This is a genomic window from Pseudomonas sp. PB120 (genome assembly GCF_009761815.1).
In the GTDB taxonomy this organism is placed as follows: domain Bacteria; phylum Pseudomonadota; class Gammaproteobacteria; order Pseudomonadales; family Pseudomonadaceae; genus Aquipseudomonas.
On record NZ_RWIN01000149.1, the window covers coordinates 1 to 19,741 of the forward strand.

19 protein-coding genes and 2 pseudogenes are annotated in these 19,741 nt (G+C 58.5%); 8 read left to right on the forward strand and 13 right to left on the reverse strand.

The genetic code is table 11. From position 1 onward, the window contains the following. Positions 1-115: 115 nt before the first annotated feature. Both rnt and pyrC read right to left on the reverse strand, forming a co-directional pair. A complete protein-coding gene (gene rnt / locus EJA72_RS27245) occupies positions 116-793 on the reverse strand; it encodes a ribonuclease T (protein ID WP_178129607.1) in 678 nt (225 codons plus the stop codon). Continuing rightward, on the reverse strand, positions 790-1,836 hold the full coding sequence (gene pyrC, locus EJA72_RS27250; protein WP_157714969.1) for a dihydroorotase: 1,047 nt from the start codon (positions 1,834-1,836) through the stop codon (positions 790-792). Before pyrC ends, rnt begins: the two co-directional genes overlap by 4 nt. A gap of 159 nt (positions 1,837-1,995) precedes the next feature. On the opposite strand from pyrC, the gene EJA72_RS27255 reads away from it, so the two are divergent. Both EJA72_RS27255 and EJA72_RS27260 read left to right on the forward strand, forming a co-directional pair. Then, positions 1,996-2,904 carry an OmpA family protein gene (locus tag EJA72_RS27255; protein WP_178129608.1) on the forward strand — a complete coding sequence of 303 codons (909 nt, stop codon included), beginning with the start codon at positions 1,996-1,998 and terminating at the stop codon, positions 2,902-2,904. Between the two features lie 129 nt (positions 2,905-3,033). Continuing rightward, positions 3,034-4,251: an argininosuccinate synthase gene (locus EJA72_RS27260; protein ID WP_007898502.1), complete on the forward strand. Its 1,218-nt coding sequence runs from the start codon at positions 3,034-3,036 to the stop codon at positions 4,249-4,251. A gap of 236 nt (positions 4,252-4,487) precedes the next feature. Here EJA72_RS27260 and EJA72_RS27265 read toward each other — a convergent pair. Further along, a pseudogene (locus EJA72_RS27265) lies at positions 4,488-4,742 on the reverse strand (hypothetical protein); the annotation flags it as partial. A 469-nt stretch (positions 4,743-5,211) separates the two neighbouring features. On the opposite strand from EJA72_RS27265, the gene EJA72_RS27270 reads away from it, so the two are divergent. After that, positions 5,212-5,838: a response regulator transcription factor gene (locus EJA72_RS27270; protein ID WP_157714970.1), complete on the forward strand. Its 627-nt coding sequence runs from the start codon at positions 5,212-5,214 to the stop codon at positions 5,836-5,838. A gap of 55 nt (positions 5,839-5,893) precedes the next feature. Here the strand turns inward: EJA72_RS27270 and EJA72_RS27275 are convergent, their stop codons facing one another. From EJA72_RS27275 to metG, 8 genes and pseudogenes are all read right to left on the reverse strand, one after another. Beyond that, positions 5,894-6,073: a PA3496 family putative envelope integrity protein gene (locus EJA72_RS27275; protein ID WP_007898493.1), complete on the reverse strand. Its 180-nt coding sequence runs from the start codon at positions 6,071-6,073 to the stop codon at positions 5,894-5,896. A gap of 106 nt (positions 6,074-6,179) precedes the next feature. Beyond that, a complete protein-coding gene (nth, locus tag EJA72_RS27280) occupies positions 6,180-6,818 on the reverse strand; it encodes an endonuclease III (RefSeq protein ID WP_157714971.1) in 639 nt (212 codons plus the stop codon). 25 nt (positions 6,819-6,843) lie between these two features. Further along, positions 6,844-7,353, reverse strand: a complete 510-nt coding sequence (locus tag EJA72_RS27285) for an Rnf-Nqr domain containing protein (RefSeq protein WP_157714972.1) — start codon at positions 7,351-7,353, stop codon at positions 6,844-6,846. Then, the gene (locus EJA72_RS27290) at positions 7,346-7,957 is read right to left on the reverse strand and encodes an RnfABCDGE type electron transport complex subunit G (protein ID WP_157714973.1); all 612 of its coding nucleotides are present in this window, start codon (positions 7,955-7,957) and stop codon (positions 7,346-7,348) included. Before EJA72_RS27290 ends, EJA72_RS27285 begins: the two co-directional genes overlap by 8 nt. Beyond that, positions 7,954-8,946 (reverse strand): RnfABCDGE type electron transport complex subunit D, encoded by a 993-nt coding sequence (locus EJA72_RS27295; protein WP_157714974.1) that lies wholly within the window; start codon positions 8,944-8,946, stop codon positions 7,954-7,956. Before EJA72_RS27295 ends, EJA72_RS27290 begins: the two co-directional genes overlap by 4 nt. A gap of 604 nt (positions 8,947-9,550) precedes the next feature. Beyond that, positions 9,551-9,925: pseudogene (gene rsxB / locus EJA72_RS29875) on the reverse strand (electron transport complex subunit RsxB); the annotation flags it as partial. 17 nt (positions 9,926-9,942) lie between these two features. Beyond that, a complete protein-coding gene (locus EJA72_RS27305; RefSeq protein ID WP_157714976.1) occupies positions 9,943-10,512 on the reverse strand; it encodes an Rnf-Nqr domain containing protein in 570 nt (189 codons plus the stop codon). 130 nt (positions 10,513-10,642) lie between these two features. Continuing rightward, positions 10,643-12,694, reverse strand: coding sequence for a methionine--tRNA ligase (metG, locus tag EJA72_RS27310; RefSeq protein ID WP_157714977.1), 2,052 nt, complete (start codon positions 12,692-12,694; stop codon positions 10,643-10,645). A gap of 366 nt (positions 12,695-13,060) precedes the next feature. Between metG and apbC the strand changes: the two genes are divergently transcribed. Continuing rightward, complete coding sequence (apbC, locus tag EJA72_RS27315) at positions 13,061-14,155, forward strand: iron-sulfur cluster carrier protein ApbC (RefSeq protein ID WP_157714978.1); 1,095 nt, start codon at positions 13,061-13,063, stop codon at positions 14,153-14,155. 132 nt (positions 14,156-14,287) lie between these two features. Here apbC and EJA72_RS27320 read toward each other — a convergent pair whose 3' ends face one another. Then, complete coding sequence (locus EJA72_RS27320; protein ID WP_157714979.1) at positions 14,288-15,046, reverse strand: SDR family oxidoreductase; 759 nt, start codon at positions 15,044-15,046, stop codon at positions 14,288-14,290. 163 nt (positions 15,047-15,209) lie between these two features. On the opposite strand from EJA72_RS27320, the gene EJA72_RS27325 reads away from it, so the two are divergent. The 4 genes from EJA72_RS27325 to groL all read left to right on the forward strand — a co-directional run bounded on the left by EJA72_RS27325 (position 15,210) and on the right by groL (position 18,717). After that, complete coding sequence (locus tag EJA72_RS27325; protein WP_157714980.1) at positions 15,210-15,941, forward strand: HugZ family protein; 732 nt, start codon at positions 15,210-15,212, stop codon at positions 15,939-15,941. A gap of 66 nt (positions 15,942-16,007) precedes the next feature. Further along, complete coding sequence (locus EJA72_RS27330) at positions 16,008-16,484, forward strand: FxsA family protein (RefSeq protein ID WP_157714981.1); 477 nt, start codon at positions 16,008-16,010, stop codon at positions 16,482-16,484. 246 nt (positions 16,485-16,730) lie between these two features. Further along, positions 16,731-17,024: a co-chaperone GroES gene (locus tag EJA72_RS27335; RefSeq protein ID WP_019827816.1), complete on the forward strand. Its 294-nt coding sequence runs from the start codon at positions 16,731-16,733 to the stop codon at positions 17,022-17,024. A 49-nt stretch (positions 17,025-17,073) separates the two neighbouring features. Beyond that, positions 17,074-18,717, forward strand: coding sequence for a chaperonin GroEL (groL, locus tag EJA72_RS27340; RefSeq protein WP_157714982.1), 1,644 nt, complete (start codon positions 17,074-17,076; stop codon positions 18,715-18,717). Positions 18,718-18,816: 99 nt separating this feature from the next. Here groL and EJA72_RS27345 read toward each other — a convergent pair whose 3' ends face one another. Beyond that, positions 18,817-19,554 carry a phosphatase PAP2 family protein gene (locus tag EJA72_RS27345; protein WP_157714983.1) on the reverse strand — a complete coding sequence of 246 codons (738 nt, stop codon included), beginning with the start codon at positions 19,552-19,554 and terminating at the stop codon, positions 18,817-18,819. Positions 19,555-19,741: the final 187 nt, after the last annotated feature.

Consider the following 19,741-nt stretch of genomic DNA (forward strand, 5'->3'; position numbering starts at 1 on the left):
GAGCTTGCTCCCGCTGGGTCGCGAAGCGGCCCCAAAAAAAGGCCTGCTGCGCAGTCCAGCGGGAGCAAGCTCCCTCGCCACAGGTTTGCATTTGTCCGGAGAGGACAGCGACAAATCAGTCGTTGAAGTCTTCCCAGCCGCCCATTTGTTTCCAGCGGTTAACGATGCCGCAGAACAGCTCGGCTGTCTTCTCGGTGTCGTAGCGAGCCGAGTGAGCCTCGCGGCCATCGAAGTCGATATCCGCTGCTTGGCAAGCCTTGGCCAGTACGGTTTGGCCATAGGCCAGGCCCGCCAGCGTGGCGGTATCGAAGCTGGAGAACGGGTGAAACGGGTTGCGTTTCATGTCCAGGCGCGCGACCGCCGCGTTGAGGAAGCCCAGGTCGAAGCTGCTGTTGTGCCCGACCAGGATCGCCCGTTTGCAGCCGTTGGCTTTCAAGGCCTTGCGGATGCCACGGAAAATATCGGTCAGGGCGGCTTCTTCGCTCACTGCCATGCGCAGTGGGTGATCCAGTTTGATCCCGGTGAACTCCAGCGCCGCCGCTTCGATGTTCGCGCCTTCGAAAGGCTCTACACGGAAGAAGTAGGTGTGATCAGGGTAAACAAACCCCTTTTCATCCATGGCGATGGTCGTCGCGGCGATTTCCAGCAAGGCGTCAGTGGCAGAGTTGAAACCACCGGTTTCAACGTCGACAACGACTGGCAGGTACCCACGGAAGCGGGCGGCCATCGGGTGGCGCGAACCACCTCCGCTGCCTTGACCGTCCTGTTCGTCGTCGAAATGGTCTTCACTCACGCGTGTTCCTCCAGCAGGCGCCAGCGCAGTTTTTCACCGGCGCGCAGCGGGATAACGGTCAGCTCGCCAAATGGCAGGCTGGTAGGGGCGGTCCACTCTTCGCGGACCAGGGTAATACGGTCGGTGTTCACCGGCAGGCCATAGAAGCGCGGGCCGTTGAGGCTGGCAAAGGCTTCGAGCTTGTCCAGCGCGTTGCGCTGTTCGAAGGCCTCGGCATACATCTCGATCGCCGCGTAAGCGGTGTAGCAACCGGCGCAACCACAGGCGGCTTCTTTAGCATGCTGGGCATGGGGTGCCGAGTCGGTGCCGAGGAAGAACTTCGCGCTGCCGCTGGTGGCGGCGTCGAGCAGCGCTTCCTGATGCGTATTGCGCTTGAGAATCGGCAGGCAATAGAAGTGCGGCCGAATTCCGCCGACCAGCATGTGGTTGCGGTTGTACAGCAAGTGATGAGCGGTGATGGTCGCGCCGACGTTGGCCGGGGCCTCGTTGACGAACTGCACGGCGTCGGCGGTGGTGATGTGTTCAAACACCACTTTCAGGGTCGGGAAACGCTCGACCACACGACGCATGTGCTCATCGATGAAGATTTTTTCGCGGTCGAACACGTCGACATCGCCACGGGTGACCTCGCCATGAATCAACAGAGGCATCCCGACTTCGGCCATGGCCTCGATCGCAGGGAAAATCTTGTCGATGCTGGTGACGCCAGAATCCGAATTGGTGGTCGCGCCGGCGGGGTACAACTTGGCGGCGTGAACGAAACCGCTGGCCTTGGCTTCACGAATTTCTTCAGGCTGGGTGCGGTCGGTCAGGTAAAGCACCATCAACGGTTCGAAGCGACTGCCGGCCGGGCGTGCAGCGAGAATCCGCTGGCGATAGCCGTCGGCTTCAGCCGCATTGCGCACCGGAGGTACGAGGTTAGGCATGATGATCGCGCGACCAAAGGTGCGCGCGACATCCGCGACGGTATTGGGCAACACGGCACCATCGCGAAGATGAATGTGCCAGTCGTCGGGACGCAGCAGGGTCAGGCGGTCGGACATGAGGGGATTCCAGGCGGGTCAAACTGAGGGGAATGCTACCGGAAAAGACTCTTGCAGGCACTCGCTATCAAGTTTTGCAGGAAGCTTCCGATATCCAACAGGTATGCCGTAAACATGTGTGTGTCGGTCTTTTTGTTGTAGAAGCCAGTGGAGCCTCCCGTGCGCCAGCGTTATTTAGCCTTGCTCAGCGTCTTTGCCAGCCTTCCTGCGATGGCGCTCACTTTCCAGACACGTCTGGAGAGCATCGAGTGGACGGTCGAAGGGGACAAGTTCGAATGCCGACTGACTCAGCCGATCACTGATTTCGGTTCGGGAGAGTTCGTGCGTCGTGCCGGCGAGCAGGCGACGTTCCGTCTGAAAACCTATAACGCGATGATCGGCGGTGGTTCGGCCACCTTGCTGGCGGCCGCGGCACCCTGGCAGCCAGGGCGTGGCGATATCAACCTGGGGTCCGTGCGAATCGGCAGTGGTAATGTGTTGTTCAACAGTTCACAAGTTCAGGCGGGGCGCTTGATCAGCGGCCTGATGGACGGTCGCAGCCCGGTCATTCGACATTCCTCGGGCGATGGCCGGGTGTCTGAAGTGCGCCTGTTGCCCGTGAAGTTCAGCCAGGCCTTCAACGAATACCAGAGTTGCGTGGCGAAATTGTTGCCGAAGAATTTCGAACAGGTCAAACAGTCCGAGATCGGTTTCCCGGGCGAGGGCATCGACCTGAACCCGCAAGCCAAGGCTCAGTTGCAAGTCATGCTGGAGTTCATGAAGGCCGATCCGACGGTCAACCATATCGAACTCGATGGCCACTCCGACAACAGCGGCAATCGCCTGACCAATCGCGAATTGTCGCGCCGCCGCGCGTTGGCGGTGATGGACTACTTCAAGGCCAATGGCATCCAGGAATCGCAAATCACCATGCGCTTCCACGGCGAGCGCTACCCTGTGGCGCCCAACACCAATGCCACCAACCGCGCGAAGAATCGCCGGGTTGCCGTGCGCCTTGAGCGGGTGGCGCCGACGGACAAGGTTGCCCCTCAAGTCACGACACCGGGCAGCAGTTCGGCAACTTCCTGACTTGCCGGTCATCGTCGCTCGTTCGACAGATTTTGTCGCTTCGTCGTCATAAGCTGTCGCGCCACTGTAAATTATTCTGCATGCCCGGTAGACTCGACGGCTTTCCGTAGAACCCCGTGGAGTGATGGCATGGCGGACGTAAACAAGGTCGTTCTGGCGTATTCCGGCGGCCTGGACACTTCGGTGATCCTCAAGTGGCTGCAGGATACTTATAACTGTGAAGTGGTGACCTTCACCGCTGACCTGGGTCAGGGCGAAGAGGTCGAACCTGCACGCGCCAAGGCTCAGGCCATGGGCGTCAAAGAGATCTACATCGACGACTTGCGCGAAGAATTCGTGCGCGATTTCGTTTTCCCGATGTTCCGCGCCAACACCGTCTATGAAGGCGAGTACCTGCTGGGTACGTCCATCGCTCGTCCGTTGATCGCCAAACGCCTGATCGAAATCGCCAACGAAACCGGCGCTGACGCCATTTCCCACGGCGCAACCGGCAAGGGCAACGACCAGGTTCGTTTCGAACTGGGCGCGTACGCCTTGAAGCCAGGGGTGAAAGTGATCGCTCCGTGGCGCGAATGGGACCTGCTGTCCCGTGAAAAGCTGATGGATTACGCTGAAAAGCACAACATCCCGATCGAGCGTCACGGCAAGAAAAAATCCCCGTACTCGATGGACGCCAATCTGCTGCACATCTCCTATGAAGGCGGCGTGCTGGAAGACACCTGGACCGAGCACGAAGAAGACATGTGGAAATGGACCGTCTCCCCGGAGAAGGCTCCCGACAAGGCGCAGTACCTGGAACTGACCTACCGCAACGGCGACATCGTGGCACTGGACGGCGTCGAAATGACTCCGGCCACCGTGCTGGCGACCCTGAACCGTATCGGTGGCGAACACGGTATCGGCCGTCTCGACATCGTCGAGAACCGTTACGTGGGCATGAAGTCCCGTGGCTGCTACGAAACCCCGGGCGGCACCATCATGCTGCGCGCTCACCGTGCGATCGAATCGATCACCCTGGACCGCGAAGTCGCTCACCTCAAAGACGAGTTGATGCCGAAGTACGCCAGCCTGATCTACACCGGCTACTGGTGGAGCCCTGAGCGTCTGATGCTGCAACAGATGATCGATGCGTCCCAGGCACACGTGAACGGCGTTGTGCGCCTGAAACTGTACAAGGGCAACGTGATCGTCACCGGTCGCAAGTCCGATGAGTCGTTGTTCGACGCCAACATCGCTACTTTCGAAGAAGATGGCGGCGCCTACAACCAGGCGGACGCGGCGGGCTTCATCAAGCTCAACGCCTTGCGCATGCGTATCGCGGCGAACAAAGGCCGCAAGCTGTTCTGAGACCTTTGAGGCCTGGAACGAATTGAATGTGTGGCCCTGTCGTCGACAGGGCCACACATTTGAATAAGGTGATTTTTAGCTGAGCGTGCGATTCAGATTTCTTTTTGTTTCCGTTTAGCCCTCCTGTTGATCCAAAAACGCTACTGACTGCTGCGTTTCCTTGGATGTTTCGAATTCTTCGCAGCGTTCTCCTTCAGTTCTTCCCCTGTTGTGACGTCATCGTCCAGGCGTAGAGTGCTGTCCATCACTTCTATAAAGTGCTTTTCCTTCTGGAAGTCAGAGGGTGCGTACAGCGATTTATGATTGAAGTTTAGCGTGGCGAAGAAAAGCAGCAGTAAATAAAAAGGGAAACCTATCAAAAACCAGATGTAGATTTCCCTGTCCTTATTGTCGAGGAACGGTAGCGATAAGGCTGCCGATGTTTCAGACAGTGTTGCAAATATGGCGATAACAGTCATGGGGGTGGTTATTTTTTGTTTGAGTCTCTTCATTGTTTGTACTCATATGTAGATGTCTTTTCTCAAGTGGTTCACAGGTTGTTGTGTTGAATTATCAATGTAGTAGATTTGCCGTGGAATGTTATGCCGTGACTATTAATGTGTTGTAAGAGTAAGTGGATAAAAGGTGTGTGATATTTCTGTTGTGAGTGCTGAGCTGGAAAATATCGGTTACTTTTGCAGGGGAAGTAACTAAATAGTGCCTGTTGAGCCACCGGCAGCAAGCCGTTTTTTTTGCTTGGTGGTCGTAAGCCGATACAAAAAACAGTCTAAAAGGCAAATACCGCTAGTCTGAAAATGATTCTCATAAGACGTTTTCAAGGAAATTTTGTAGGAATAATCTGCGTTGTTTGTAGGGAATGTCTCTTGGTGTAGGTGGCTAGGCGGGGCGGCATGCCAGGGGTGAAACGACTACGCTATTGTGCGGGCTCTAAAAATTCGAACAGCGAAATTGGACTTGCCCATGAATAAAGTGCTGATCGTGGATGATCACCCCGTCATTCGTCTCGCGGTACGTATGCTAATGGAACGTCATGGCTACGAAGTCATCGCAGAAACAGATAACGGCGTGGATGCATTGCAACTTGCACGTGAACATATGCCGGATATTGTTATCCTGGATATTGGAATTCCGAAACTCGATGGGCTGGAAGTCATTGCACGACTGACGTCGGTCGCGACTCCCATGAAAGTACTGATATTGACTTCCCAGGCCCCTGGGCATTTTTCCATGCGTTGCATGCAGTCGGGTGCGGCGGGGTATGTTTGCAAACAGCAGGATCTCACTGAATTGCTCAGCGCAATCAAGGCAGTATTGTCAGGCTACAGTTATTTTCCGAATCAAGCGTTGCACACTGTTCGCTCCAGCCTGGGAAATGCCAGTGAAGCCGATATGGTAGATCGCTTGTCGGGGCGGGAAATGATGGTGTTGCAACAGCTGGCACGAGGCAAGACTAACAAAGAAATTGCCGACGGAATGTTCCTGAGCAACAAAACCGTCAGTACTTACAAGACTCGCCTGTTATTGAAACTCAATGCGCGTTCCCTGGTCGACCTGATCGAGTTGGCTCAGCGCAATGGTCTGGTGTGATGCGTCAGCAGTTGGCACTTAGTAAAAAGCCTCCGTTTCGGGAGGCTTTTAGGTGTCATAGGTCAAAATCGTAATCGGCCAATTGCTTTTGCAGTCGGCGCTCCTCCAGCAGATTGTCAATCGTACGGCGTTTGCTCAGGTTGGTCTTCGCCACTTCAACCACGGGTTCAGCGTCATCGGCCTCAACAGGGGTGAAGTCGTCTTCTACGTCCAATTGCTCTTTGCCAGTGCTCATAGGTTAACTCCAGGCTTAGACTGCCTTTGGCGCTCCTTATATCGACAATCTTCCCCCGGGTAAAAAAGATTTTTTCAATCGATAAATCAATAAACTTAATAGCGCCTCAATCGTCCGAGGTCTTTTGCTTGTATTCGCACAGATCTTCGATCCGACAGCTGCCGCAACGAGGCTTGCGAGCCAGGCATACGTAGCGTCCGTGCAGAATCAGCCAATGATGGGAATCGAGCAGGTATTCCTTGGGCACGAACTTCATCAGTTTCTGTTCAACCTCAACCACGTTCTTGCCCGGCGCAATGCCGGTACGGTTGCTGACCCGGAAAATATGCGTGTCCACGGCCATGGTCAGTTGGCGAAACGCGGTATTGAGCACTACGTTGGCAGTCTTGCGGCCTACGCCCGGCAGCGCTTCCAGCTCTTCACGGGTCTGAGGTACTTCGCCCCCGTGACGCTCCACCAGCAGGCGGCAGGTTTCGATCACGTTTTTCGCTTTGCTGTTGAACAGGCCGATGGTCTTGATGTATTCGGACAACCCTTCGACACCCAGCGCGTAAATCGCTGCTGGTGTGTTGGCCACCGGATAGAGTTTGGCGGTGGCCTTGTTGACGCCGACGTCGGTGGATTGCGCCGACAGAATCACGGCAATCAGCAGTTCAAACGGCGAGGAGTAGGCCAGTTCGGTCTTTGGTTCCGGGTTGTCTTCGTGAAACCTGCGGAAAATTTCCAGACGTTTTGCGGCATTCATGGGCGAAGCATTTCCTCGAAAGCAGTCATTGTGAGGGAGTCGGGCGAGTGCAAGCCTGCCAGCCTGCAAGCAGCAGGCCCAGCAAAATGAATCCTCCGGGGGCCAGGGTCGCCAAGTGAAAGCCGCTGTTGCCCAGCAGTTCGCGCAGCAGCCCCATGCTGGTCATCAACACGCCGAACACCGCACACAGGCTCAGGCGATCACGCCATGGGCTGTGGAAAAAACCGGTGTGTTCCAATACGACGCATTGCAAGGCGATCAACCCGGCATAAAACCCCAAATGCTGCTGCACCTGCAGCGACAAGGCTTGCACCGCCAGTTCTGCGCCGCTCGTAAGGGTGGCCGCCAGCAGCACGCCGGCGAGCAAGTGAGTGGCCGGGGCCAGTCGGGATCGCAACGTGCCCATGCACACGCCAAAGGCATTGATCACCACGATGAACATCAGCCACAGGCTCAGTGCGGTAACCCACGAGCCGGTCGCGCCGATCAGCGGCGCAAGCATCAGCGTGTTGTGCATCGGAGATAACTTATTCATGAGGGCTGCCCTCGACCAGCGATTGCCGGTGTTCATCGAAGTAGCGCAAGGCGTCGTGGACGGCGTTGATGACCGCCCTTGAAGTAATGGTCGCCCCCGCGATCTGATCGAATTGCCCCTGATCCTTTTTCAACGCCCAGCCACTGTCGGCAATTTCGGTTCGCGACTTGCCGGAAAAAGCCTGAAGCCAGCTGTTGGGCCAGTCGGCAATCCTGGCGCCCAACCCGGGCGTTTCCGCCTGTTTAAGGGTTTTGACGCCCAACAGTTTGCCGTTGACGTCGATCGCGATCAGCAACTCGATGGAGCCCGCATAACCCAATGTCTGGCTACGCAACAACACCACACTGGGTTGCCCGGCCTTGGTCGCGCGGTAGCCGATCAGCAGTGTGCTGTTGGCCAGTAGGTTGTTGTCGAGGGTCAGCGGTTGTTCCAGAGGCTGATTGTCGTAGCTGTCGGGGGGCAGCAGGTCCAGCAGGCTGCGACTGTCGATCAAGCGTTGTTCGGCCGCGATGCGCGGTGCAGCGGCCTGATGGGCGAGGTAAGTCGCGCCAATCCCCACGGCTGCCAGCAGCGCCAGCATCGCAACGCTCGACGTTCGATTCATGGCGCACTCCGTTCCTGTCTGGACGCGACAAAGCGCTCCAGCGTCGGCACACAGAGGTTCATCAACAGTACCGCAAAGGCCACGCCGTCCGGATAACCACCCCAGGTGCGAATCACATAGGTCAGCAGACCCACGCCTGCACCGAACAGCAGTCGGGCGCCGGGGCTTTTTGCGCCGGATACCGGCTCGGTGACGATGAAGAAGGCGCCCAGCATGCTAGCGCCAGTGAGCAGATGAAACAGCGGCGAACCGTGTGAATCGGAGCCCGAACCGTTCCAGCACAGCAGGCTGATGACAAACAGGCTGGCGAGCATACCGGCCGGCGCATGCCAGGTGAAAATGCGCCGTTGCAAAAGAAACGCGCCACCTGCCAGAAACGCCAGGTTGACCCACTCGACGCCATGGCCGCCGAAGTGACCGAACGCCGGGTTGCCGGCGAAGAGTTCGTCCATGGTCAGGCTTTTGTTGATCCGCAGGCTGTCCAGCGCCGTGGCCTGGACCCAGGCATCCGGGGCTTGGCCGAGGCTGAAACCAAACACTTGCTGCAACCCACCCAGCAGGTCCATGCCATGGGAGGAGGGCCAATGGGTCATTTGTTGGGGAAACGTCACCAGCATCAAGGCGAAACCGAGCATGGCCGGGTTGAACGGGTTCTTGCCGACGCCGCCATACAGGTGTTTGCCGAACAGCATCGCGAATGCGGCCGCACTCACTGTCAGCCAACCGGGGCAATAAGGCGGTAAGGCCAGCGCCAGTAGCGTCGCACTGACCAGGGCGCTGCCGTCGCTCAAAGTGGGTTTGAGTGGTCGCTTGCGCAACCGCATGACGGCCGCCTCAACCGCCAGTGCGGTCGCGTTCGCTAGAATCAGGTTGATCAGAACCCCCCAGCCATAGAGCCAGAACAACATCAGCGCTCCTGGCAGGGTCGCCAGTAGCACCAGCTTCATGGCCTGCTGAAGGCGTTCGTCGACCGATTCAAGGGGTGGCATGAGTGTCCACCTGACGCTCCGCTTCCTTCACGGCAAGTTCCAACGCAGTGATCTGTTCCTGCGAAGCTTCGTTCGCCTGGGCTTTTTTAAGTTCGGCGCGGCGCATCGCCAACTGGATCTTGGCCCGGTTCAGCTCCGCGTTTTTCGCTGGTACAACGGGGGCCGGCGTCGCCGGTGCACTGCTTTCCAGTTGCGCCAATGCTTGCTCGGCGACCTCGAATTGCTGTTGCAGGACGATCAATTGCGACTGCTGCTCGAACGTCGGCGGGTGCCCGAAAGCCTTGAGCGACTTGTTCAGTTGCGCCCGACTCATGGCCAGGTCGACCTTGGCTTTCTTCAAGGCTGCATCGGCGGTGGCGGCCTTCTGGGCGCGTACCCGTTCAAGCGCGGCCTGCACGGGGTCGAGTGGGGCCGCTTCAGTGTGCTGCGGCACGGTGCGGTGCGCTCGGGCCTGGCGTTCGGCGAGCTTCTGCTCTTCTTCGCGCTGCAGCCGGGCGTTGCGTTGTTCGAAACGGCGCCGGGCGTGATTGCGCTTGGCGGCGCGAGCCCGTTGCTCCTCAAGGCTGAAGGCCAGGCCACCGACAATTGGCAGCACAGCGGCCTGCGGCAGTGGACGCATCTCGATGCAGTCCACCGGGCAAGGCGCCACGCAGAGGTCGCAGCCGGTGCATTCATCGATGATGACCGTGTGCATCAATTTGGCTGCACCGACGATGGCGTCCACGGGGCAGGCCTGGATGCATTTGGTGCAGCCAATACACTCCGCTTCACGGATATAGGCCAGTTGCGCCGGGGCTGAACCGCGACTGACGTCGAGTTCCAGCACTGGCACCTTCAACAGGTCGGCCAGGGCCGCAATGGTTTCGTTGCCGCCGGGCGGGCACTTGTTGATCGGCTCGCCGCTGGCGATGCCCTCGGCGTAAGGCTTGCATCCGGGGTGGCCACATTTGCCGCATTGGGTCTGCGGCAGGAGGGCATCGATGCGTTGTATCAGACTCATGTTTTGATCAGTCCACTGAATCCGAGAAAAGCCACCGCCATCAGTCCGGCGCCGATCAGATCGATCGGCAGGCCGCGAAAGGGCAGAGGGACATCGTTATCGACCGTGCGCTGACGCAAGTCGGTAAACAGACTCAGCGCCAGCCAGAAACCCAGCCCGGCGCCGACACTCAAGGCGGTGACGTGAAGAAAACCGTTGTCATCCTGCGCGTTGATCAAGGTCAGCCCGAGCACGCCGGCATTGCCGAGCAGCAGTGGCCAGAGCCCTTCAAACGAGAGCGTGGAAAACACCTGCGACAGCAATTTCAACAATGGCGCGATCAACAACACACTCAGCGGCACAAACACGAACAATCGCAACGACGTCAGCTCCAGTGGCAGCAGCAGCCAGTGATCGAGCGCATAACCGAGCACGCCGACGATCAGCAGCAGGCACGTTGTCGCAATGCCCAGGGCGTGGACCTGACGACGCTCGGTGCCCAGCAGCGGATCGACGCCCAGCGGCCAGTGCAACACGAAGTTGTTGATCAGGGCGGCGCTGATAAGCGTAAGAAGCATCTCGGTCATGATCGTGCCGGCAAAATGGGCCTGTCTAACAAGGTTAGGCATTATCCGGCAAGGAAGGTGGGTGGGCCAGATATGAAAAATCCCACAGCCGCGCCAGGCACGACTGTGGGATTCGATTCAGCGCAATGCCTTACTTGATGCGCTGACCTGGCTTGGCACCGCTGTCAGGGCTCAGGAGGTAAATTTCTTCACCGCCAGGACCGGCTGCCATCACCATGCCTTCGGAGATACCGAACTTCATTTTCCGAGGCTTGAGGTTGGCGATCATCATGGTCAGGCGACCATCGAGCTTGGACGGGTCCGGATACGCGCTCTTGATCCCGGAAAACACGTTGCGTTGCTCATCACCGAGGTCGAGGGTCAGGCGCAGCAGCTTGTCGGCACCTTCCACGGCTTCGGCCTTGATGATCAGCGCAACGCGCAGGTCGACGGCAGCAAAGGTGTCGAAGTCGATTTCCGGCGACAACGGATCCTTGGCCAGTTCGCCGTTGCCGGCAGGTGCCGCGTCGCCGGTGTCGGTCTGGCTGGCGGTCAGGTCTTCTTTCGAAGCGTCGGTCATGGCTTGCACTTTTACCGGGTCGATACGGGTCATCAACGGCTTGAACTCGTTCAGCTGATGATTGCTGAGCAGCGTGGCATGGTCGTTCCAGGTCAGCGGCGCGACATTCAGGAATGCCTCGGCATCGGCAGCCAGCAACGGCAGCACCGGTTTGAGGAAGATCACCAGCTGGCGGAACAGGTTGACGCCCAGGGCGCAGATCGCCTGGACTTCGTCTTGCTTGCCTTCCTGTTTGTTCAGCGACCACGGTGCCTTGTCGGCGATCCAGGCGTTGGCACGGTCAGCCAGGCCCATGATCTCGCGCATGGCGCGGGCGAAGTCGCGAGCCTCGTAGGCCTCGGCAATGCTCGGCGCCGCAGCGAGGAACGCCTCTGTCAGTTCTGGTGCGGCGTTACCGGCCACCAGCACGCCCGCGTTGCCTTTATGGATGAAACCGGCGCAACGGCTGGCGATGTTGACGACTTTGCCGACGAGGTCGGAATTGACCTTCTGCACGAAGTCTTCGAGGTTCAGGTCCAGGTCGTCGACGCCACGGCCCAGCTTGGCCGCGTAGTAGTAGCGCAAGTATTCCGGCGACAGGTGATCCAGGTAGGTGCGGGCCTTGATGAACGTGCCGCGTGACTTGGACATTTTCTGACCGTTGACGGTCAGGTAGCCGTGCACGTTGATACCGGTCGGTTTACGGTAGCCGGCGCCTTCGAGCATGGCGGGCCAGAACAGCGCGTGGAAGTTGACGATGTCCTTGCCGATGAAGTGATACAGCTCGGCGGTGGAATCCTTGCCCCAGAACGCGTCGAAATCCAGTTCCGGCGTGCGGTTGCACAGGTTCTTGAAGCTGGCCATGTAGCCGATCGGCGCGTCCAGCCAGACGTAGAAGTACTTGCCGGGCTCGCCCGGAATCTCGAACCCGAAGTACGGCGCATCGCGGGAGATGTCCCACTGTTGCAGGCCGGCATCCAGCCATTCGGCGATCTTGTTGGCGACGGCGTCCTGCAGGGTGCCGCTGCGGGTCCAGGTTTGCAGCATGTCCTGGAAGTCCGGCAGTTTGAAGAAGAAGTGCTGGGAATCCTTGAGCACCGGGGTGGCGCCAGAGATGGCCGACTTCGGGTCCTTCAAGTCTGTCGGGGCGTAGGTCGCGCCGCATTTCTCGCAGTTGTCGCCGTACTGGTCTTCGGTGCCGCATTTCGGGCAGGTGCCCTTGATGAAGCGGTCGGCCAGGAACATTTTCTTTTCCGGGTCGAAATACTGCGTGATCGAACGCGTGGCGATGTGCCCGGCGTCGCGCAACTTGAGGTAAATCTGGCTCGACAGCTCACGGTTTTCTTCGGCGTGAGTGGAGTGGAAGTTGTCGAAGTCCACCAGGAACTCGGCAAAGTCGGCGCTGTGTTCAGCCTGGACGTTGGCGATCAGGTGTTCCGGGGTGATGCCTTCCTTCTCCGCGCGCAGCATGATGGCCGAACCGTGGGCGTCGTCGGCGCAGACATAAATACATTGGTTGCCGCGGTGCTTCTGGAAGCGCACCCACATATCGGTCTGGATGTATTCCAGCATGTGGCCAAGATGGATCGAACCATTGGCATAGGGCAGGGCGCTGGTAACGAGGATCTTGCGTGGCTCGGACATGGGGCTCGGCTACTTGATGAAACGGAGGTCGGCCACTATAAAGCGCTGGCGCATATTTTTCACCCTTCGGGCCTGTTTCCGGATACATCGGATGCCAATACTCTGAACAGGCAGCCTGGAGGATGAAAGTACCTTTGTGGCGAGGGAGCTTGCTCCCGTTGGGTGGCGAAGCCGCCCCAATCGCTGCAACCCTGTTCCGACAGAAGGAGCGCGTCAGCTTGATTACGGCTGCTGCGCAGCCGAGCGGGAGCAAGCTCCCTCGCCACAGGGGGGTGTTTGCCACAAATCATCGGCGGGCATGCCGTCTACGACGTAGAACGGTTAGGATACCCGCCTGATTTTCCAGTCTTGTTATCGGAGTTGCCCATGAGCGCCGTCAATCGCGCAGCGGTGGAAGCCGTCCTTCGCCAATACACCGACCCTTACCTGAACCAGGACCCGGTCAGCGCCGGGTGCGTGCGCAGCATTGACGTGCAGGGCGATCGCGTCAGCGTCCAGCTGGAGCTGGGTTACGCCGCCGGCCTGTTCAAAAGTGGCTGGTCGCAGATGCTGCAAATGGCCATTGAAGGCCTGGACGGCGTGACGACTGCCCGTGTCGACATCACCAGCGTCATTGCCGCGCACAAGGCCCAGGCTCAGATCCCGGGCCTGGCCAACGTCAAGAACGTCGTGGCCGTGGCGTCTGGCAAGGGCGGCGTGGGAAAATCCACCACCGCTGCCAACCTGGCACTCGCCCTGGCCCGTGAAGGCGCCAAGGTCGGGATTCTCGACGCGGACATCTACGGTCCGAGCCAAGGCATCATGTTCGGTATTCCGGAAGGCACCCGACCACAGGTCAAGGATCAGAAGTGGTTCATTCCGATCGAGTCCCATGGTGTCGAAGTGATGTCCATGGCGTTCCTGACCGACGACAACACGCCGATGGTGTGGCGCGGGCCGATGGTCTCGGGCGCGTTGTTGCAACTCGTGACCCAGACGGCCTGGGGCGACCTGGATTACCTGGTCATCGACATGCCGCCTGGTACTGGTGACATCCAGCTGACCCTGGCGCAGAAAGTCCCGGTGGCCGGTGCCGTCATCGTGACCACCCCGCAAGACCTGGCGCTGCTCGACGCGCGCAAAGGCGTGGAGATGTTCCGCAAGGTCAACATCCCGGTACTGGGCGTGGTCGAAAACATGGCCGTGCACATCTGCTCCAATTGCGGGCATGCCGAGCATTTGTTCGGTGAAGGGGGTGGGGTGAAGCTGGCCACTCAGTATGGCGTCGAACTGCTGGCGTCGTTGCCACTGGCAATGGCTATCCGCGAGCAGGCCGATGGCGGCAAGCCAACGGTAATCGCCGAGCCGGACAGCCCGATTGCACTGGTGTATCAGGAACTCGCCCGCCACGTCGGCGCGCGGATTGTGTTGCAGGAAGCGGCGACACCGGCGATGCCGAACATCACCATCAGCGACGATTGAAATCTTCAGCTCACGCTGACCAACTGTGGGAGCGAGCCTGCTCGCGATGACGGATTAACATTCAACAGATGTGTTGACTGACACCCCGTTATCGCGAGCAGGCTCACTCGCACAATTGTTTTGTGTTGGGCTTTAGATCCGTAACCCGCCATCCATCTCCAGGATTCGGCCGGTGTAGTAGTCGTTCTCGAAGATGTACGCCGCCGAATGGGCGATCTCTTCCGGCTTGCCCATACGCTTGAGCGGAATCCCGGACGTCATCTTCTCCAGCGCTTCTGGCTTCATGCCCAGCGTCATCTCGGTCTCGATAAAGCCTGGCGCAATACCCGCCACACGAATGCCGTAGCGCGCCAGTTCCTTGGCCCAGGTCACCGTCGCCGCCGCGACACCGGCCTTGGCGGCGGAGTAGTTGGTCTGGCCGACGTTGCCGGCGCGGGAGATCGACGAGATATTGATGATCGCCCCTGTCGTGTTCAGCTCGACCATTTTCGCCGCCACTTCACGGGTGCACAGGAATACGCCGGTCAGGTTGACGTCAATCACCGCCTGCCATTGGGCCAGGCTCATCTTGGTCATCTCGCCGTCCTTGACCTTGAGCAGCAAGCCATCGCGCAGGATCCCGGCGTTGTTGATCAAGCCGTGGATCGCGCCGAAATCCTCGGCAACCTGAGCGACCATGTGGGTCACTTGCTCTTCATTGGCGACGTTGCACAGGTAAGCGCGAGCCTCGACACCCTTGGCCTTGCACGCGGCGACGGCGTCATCCAGTTTTTCCTGGTTCAAGTCCACCAGCGCCAGCTTCGCGCCCTTGCCTGCGAAATACTCGGCCATGGAGCGGCCTAAACCCTGGCAACCGCCAGTGATAATGATTACTTTGTCAGTGAGTTGCATTCGCATGCCCCAATAGCAGGTCTGAGTGGTGTCCTTTTAGAGAGCCTCTCGATCTGCGCGGGTTTGGCCGACTGCACATGAGAACTGCCCCGATGGCGCACTGGAAACTTATCCCCAGGCGCATGTCCGTTTTTTCGACGGATTCTATATAAGGAGTCATAAATTGAGCGTTGAAGCGGCCAAGAATGCACGAGAATTGCTTCTCAAGGAATACCGTGGGGTGCTGTCGACCCATTCCAAGGCCATGCCCGGCTTCCCGTTTGGCTCCGTGGTTCCGTACTGCCTGGACGAGCAGGGCCGGCCGCTGATCCTGATCAGCCGCATCGCTCAGCACACCCACAACCTGCAGAAAGACCCGAAATGTTCGCTGTTTGTGGGTGAGCGCGGCGCTGAAGATGTGCAAGCCGTTGGTCGGCTGACCTATCTCGCCGAAGCGGAAAAACTCGAAGACGCCTCAGCCGTGGAGGCTGCCGCCGAACGCTACTACCGCTATTTCCCTGATTCGCAGAACTATCACAAAGCTCACGATTTCGATTTCTGGGTGCTCAAGCCTGTGCGCCATCGCTACATTGGCGGCTTCGGCGCGATTCACTGGGTCGATCAGCTGACGCTGGCTAATCCGTTCGCCGGCAAGGCTGAACTCAGCATGGTCGAGCACATGAACGCCGATCACGCCAAGGCCATCGCCCATTACGTCGACCTTGCGGGCTTGCCGAAAACCGAGCCGGCGCAACTGGCCGGGATCGACACTGAAGGCATGCACCTGCGCATTGGCCAGGTGCTGTACTGGCTGCCGTTCCAAACGCCTTGTAATACGCCGACACAAGTCCGGGAAGCCTTGGTTTTCCTGGCTCACGCCGAGCATTGGCCGAAAAATGAAGTGGCCGACGCTTGAATTCACGAAAGGGTGACGTCATCTAGAGGACACTGGCAAGGCATTCTTGCGTTGAGGAACCTTTAGATGCGCCCTTTTTTATTGCTCTTTGTACTGTTTCCGGTGTTGGAGCTGTTCGTCTTCGTCAAAGTGAGCGGAGCGATCGGGTTTTTCCCGGCCCTGCTGCTGGTCATTCTCGGCTCGATGCTCGGCGTATTCGTGCTGCGCATCGCTGGTCTGGCAACTGCGCTGCGTGCGCGTGAAAGCCTGAATCGCGGCGAGCTGCCGGCGCAGACCATGCTGGAAGGCCTGATGCTGGCCCTGGCCGGTGGCCTGTTGATCCTGCCGGGTTTTGTCACCGACGTACTGGGCCTGATCATGCTGCTGCCGCTGTCCCGTCGACTGCTTGCCAACAAGATGCGCCAGCGTGCCGAGGAGCAGGCGATCCGCCAACGCGCGTTCGCCGACGACCTTCAGCCACGGGGCGGTCCTGCCCCGCGCGAGCCTCTGGGCCGCGAACCGAATGTGATCGAAGGCGAGTTCGAACACCGCGATTCCAAGTAAACCGTTTCAGCGGCACGGCACCTTCGGGTGCCGTGTTCGTTTTCGGGTATCGACGTAAAAAATTTCGATCCCCGCTCTTGTAATAAGCTTATGCGCCCTTATGTAACGGTCACCGCAAGGTTTCTGGCAATCATGCCAGACAGACTTCCGCGTCTCGCTTGTCGAGTCGCACCCGGCAACGCCGGATTTGTTAAACCCGCCGGGAAGACACCGGCCGATGAAAACCACAATTAGGAGAGATCGACAATGAAGCTTCGTCCTCTGCATGACCGCGTCGTCATCCGTCGCAGCGAAGAAGAAAAGAAAACCGCTGGCGGTATCGTCCTGCCAGGTTCCGCTGCTGAAAAAGCCAACAGCGGCGAAATCCTCGCTGTCGGCACCGGCCGCGTGCTGGACAACGGTGAAGTGCGTGCACTGGCCGTGAAAGTGGGTGACAAGGTTGTGTTCGGTCCGTACTCCGGCAGCAACACCGTGAAAGTTGACGGCGAAGACCTGCTGGTAATGGCTGAGAACGAGATTCTCGCTGTTATCGAAGGCTGATTCCCCGCTCATTTTCCCGCTACTACAAAGTATTTAAGGAATATCGATCATGGCTGCTAAAGAAGTTAAATTCGGCGACTCCGCCCGCAAGAAAATGCTCGCCGGTGTAAACGTCCTGGCTGACGCAGTAAAAGCGACCCTGGGCCCTAAAGGCCGTAACGTGATCATCGAGAAGAGCTTCGGCGCTCCGACCATCACCAAGGACGGCGTTTCCGTAGCCAAAGAAATCGAGCTGAAAGATCGCTTCGAAAACATGGGCGCGCAGCTGGTCAAAGACGTTGCTTCCCGTGCCAACGATGACGCAGGCGACGGCACCACCACCGCTACCGTTCTGGCTCAATCGATCGTCAACGAAGGCCTGAAAGCCGTCGCTGCCGGCATGAACCCGATGGACCTGAAGCGCGGTATCGACAAAGCGACCATCGCGATCGTCAAAGAGCTGAAAGCACTGTCCAAGCCTTGCGCTGACACCCGTGCAATCGCTCAGGTCGGCACCATCTCGGCCAACTCCGACAGCTCCATCGGCGACATCATTGCCGAAGCCATGGAAAAAGTCGGTAAAGAAGGCGTGATCACCGTTGAAGAAGGCTCGGGCCTGGAAAACGAACTGTCGGTTGTTGAAGGCATGCAGTTCGACCGTGGCTACCTGTCCCCGTACTTCGTCAACAAGCCAGAGACCATGACTGCCGAGCTGGACGGTCCGCTGATCCTGCTGGTCGACAAGAAAATCTCGAACATCCGCGAAATGCTGCCAGTACTGGAAGCCGTTGCCAAAGCCGGCCGTCCACTGCTGATCGTGGCCGAAGACGTTGAAGGCGAAGCCCTGGCGACTCTGGTTGTGAACAACATGCGTGGCATCGTTAAAGTCGCAGCCGTCAAGGCTCCAGGCTTCGGCGACCGTCGCAAGGCCATGCTGCAGGACATCGCTGTCCTGACTGGCGGTACCGTTATCTCCGAAGAGATCGGTCTGAGCCTGGAAAGCACTACCCTGGAACACCTGGGTAATGCCAAGCGCGTAATCCTGTCCAAAGAAAACACCACCGTGATCGACGGCTCCGGCGTTGAGGCTGACATCCAGGCTCGCGTTCTGCAGATCCGCCAGCAAGTGGCTGACACTTCGTCCGACTACGACCGTGAAAAACTGCAAGAGCGTCTGGCCAAGCTGTCCGGCGGCGTTGCAGTGATCAAGGTTGGCGCCGGTTCCGAAGTTGAAATGAAAGAGAAGAAAGCCCGCGTTGAAGACGCCCTGCACGCTACCCGTGCAGCCGTTGAAGAAGGCGTGGTACCTGGCGGCGGCGTGGCACTGGTTCGCGCTCTGCAGGCTATCTCCGAGCTGAAAGGCGACAACGATGACCAGAACGTTGGCATCCAGTTGCTGCGTCGCGCTGTTGAAGCGCCACTGCGCCAGATCGTTGCCAACTCCGGCGACGAGCCAAGCGTAGTCGTTGACAAGGTCAAGCAGGGTTCGGGTAACTACGGTTACAACGCTGCTACCGGCGAATACGGCGACATGATCGAAATGGGTATCCTGGACCCGGCTAAAGTGACTCGTTCGGCTCTGCAAGCGGCTTCGTCGATTGCCAGCCTGATGATCACCACCGAAGCCATGATCGCCGAGATCAAGGATGACGCACCAGCTGGCGGCGGTATGCCAGACATGGGCGGTATGGGCGGCATGGGCGGCATGATGTAAGCCAGCCTTACCCCATAAAAAAACCCCGCCTGTGTAAGCAGGCGGGGTTTTTTATTGCCCGGACTTCAAGGGTCATTCAACCCTTGTGGGATCTGTGTTTCAGGCGCGGGCCGGTTTGGCGACTGGCTGTGCTTTCGAGGCCGGTCGGTACAGAACGTAGTAATACGCCCCCAGGCAAATCAGCCAGCAGAAAATCGCCGTCCACACGTTATGCGAGAAGAAGTGTGCGCCCTGAATCATGCGGCTGATGGAAAAGATCGAGCCCAAAGTGAAGGCAAACACAAAGGCCTTGCGAGCCAGTTTCGGACGGCGATCACGCAATACGAAAAACAACGCAAACAGCGTGAAACCGGTGGCCGCATGACCGCCGGGCCAGCAACGGCCGGGTTTGTCGGTCTGTGGACGCGGGCTGAGCAGCTCGCTGTAGGTTTCGTGGCCGCCGAATTGCTCCAGGCTCCAGGGGCATTGCACGGCCGTTACCGCTTTCATCGGCGTGACAAAGGAGGTCGACAACGCCAGGGACAACACCAGGCAACCCAGTTCCCGCTTGAACGGTTTGAGCCTTTCCACGAAAAACGATGCGATGAAACCCACAATCGAAAACACCGAAAACGCGATGACGACTTGTTTCGCCTTGTCGTGCACGATGTCTTCCAGGAAGTGACTGTGGCGGCCGATGAAGTCCCCCGCGACCGGGTCATAGAACAGCTTGGCAATGTCCATGTCCAGGGACGTCAGTTCGAGTAACAACAGAGTAATCGCCGCAATGGCGGGAACACCCAGGCACACCCAGAAATTGAGAGGGCGAGAGGCGGGGCGGACAGTGGTCGACACCATGGCAATTCCTTGATCGGTTAAATGTTCTGAAGAGCGCAGCCGCGCGGAGTTTGCCCCAAATCCTGTCGTTAGCGTGTAAACCGATAGTGAAAAAGTTGTTAAGTACTTGCCGGTGGTCGGCAAGGTTTACAACTGCACGCAACTCTGGCTCTGAGCCACACTTGGCCTTAAGCTGCGCGGGCCAAGA

Excerpts from the sequence above, each read along its gene's own strand:
- pyrC (WP_157714969.1), bottom strand. The coding sequence starts at position 1,836 with ATGTCCGACCGCCTGACCCTGCTGCGTCCCGACGACTGGCACATTCAT.
- EJA72_RS27305 (WP_157714976.1), bottom strand. The coding sequence starts at position 10,512 with ATGACCGAGATGCTTCTTACGCTTATCAGCGCCGCCCTGATCAACAAC.
- groL (WP_157714982.1), top strand. The coding sequence starts at position 17,074 with ATGGCTGCTAAAGAAGTTAAATTCGGCGACTCCGCCCGCAAGAAAATG.
- EJA72_RS27320 (WP_157714979.1), bottom strand. The coding sequence starts at position 15,046 with ATGCAACTCACTGACAAAGTAATCATTATCACTGGCGGTTGCCAGGGT.
- EJA72_RS27275 (WP_007898493.1), bottom strand. The coding sequence starts at position 6,073 with ATGAGCACTGGCAAAGAGCAATTGGACGTAGAAGACGACTTCACCCCT.
- EJA72_RS27260 (WP_007898502.1), top strand. The coding sequence starts at position 3,034 with ATGGCGGACGTAAACAAGGTCGTTCTGGCGTATTCCGGCGGCCTGGAC.
- nth (WP_157714971.1), bottom strand. The coding sequence starts at position 6,818 with ATGAATGCCGCAAAACGTCTGGAAATTTTCCGCAGGTTTCACGAAGAC.
- metG (WP_157714977.1), bottom strand. The coding sequence starts at position 12,694 with ATGTCCGAGCCACGCAAGATCCTCGTTACCAGCGCCCTGCCCTATGCC.
- EJA72_RS27345 (WP_157714983.1), bottom strand. The coding sequence starts at position 19,554 with ATGGTGTCGACCACTGTCCGCCCCGCCTCTCGCCCTCTCAATTTCTGG.
- EJA72_RS27330 (WP_157714981.1), top strand. The coding sequence starts at position 16,008 with ATGCGCCCTTTTTTATTGCTCTTTGTACTGTTTCCGGTGTTGGAGCTG.
- EJA72_RS27295 (WP_157714974.1), bottom strand. The coding sequence starts at position 8,946 with ATGCCACCCCTTGAATCGGTCGACGAACGCCTTCAGCAGGCCATGAAG.
- EJA72_RS27270 (WP_157714970.1), top strand. The coding sequence starts at position 5,212 with ATGAATAAAGTGCTGATCGTGGATGATCACCCCGTCATTCGTCTCGCG.
- apbC (WP_157714978.1), top strand. The coding sequence starts at position 13,061 with ATGAGCGCCGTCAATCGCGCAGCGGTGGAAGCCGTCCTTCGCCAATAC.
- EJA72_RS27290 (WP_157714973.1), bottom strand. The coding sequence starts at position 7,957 with ATGAATCGAACGTCGAGCGTTGCGATGCTGGCGCTGCTGGCAGCCGTG.
- EJA72_RS27335 (WP_019827816.1), top strand. The coding sequence starts at position 16,731 with ATGAAGCTTCGTCCTCTGCATGACCGCGTCGTCATCCGTCGCAGCGAA.
- EJA72_RS27285 (WP_157714972.1), bottom strand. The coding sequence starts at position 7,353 with ATGAATAAGTTATCTCCGATGCACAACACGCTGATGCTTGCGCCGCTG.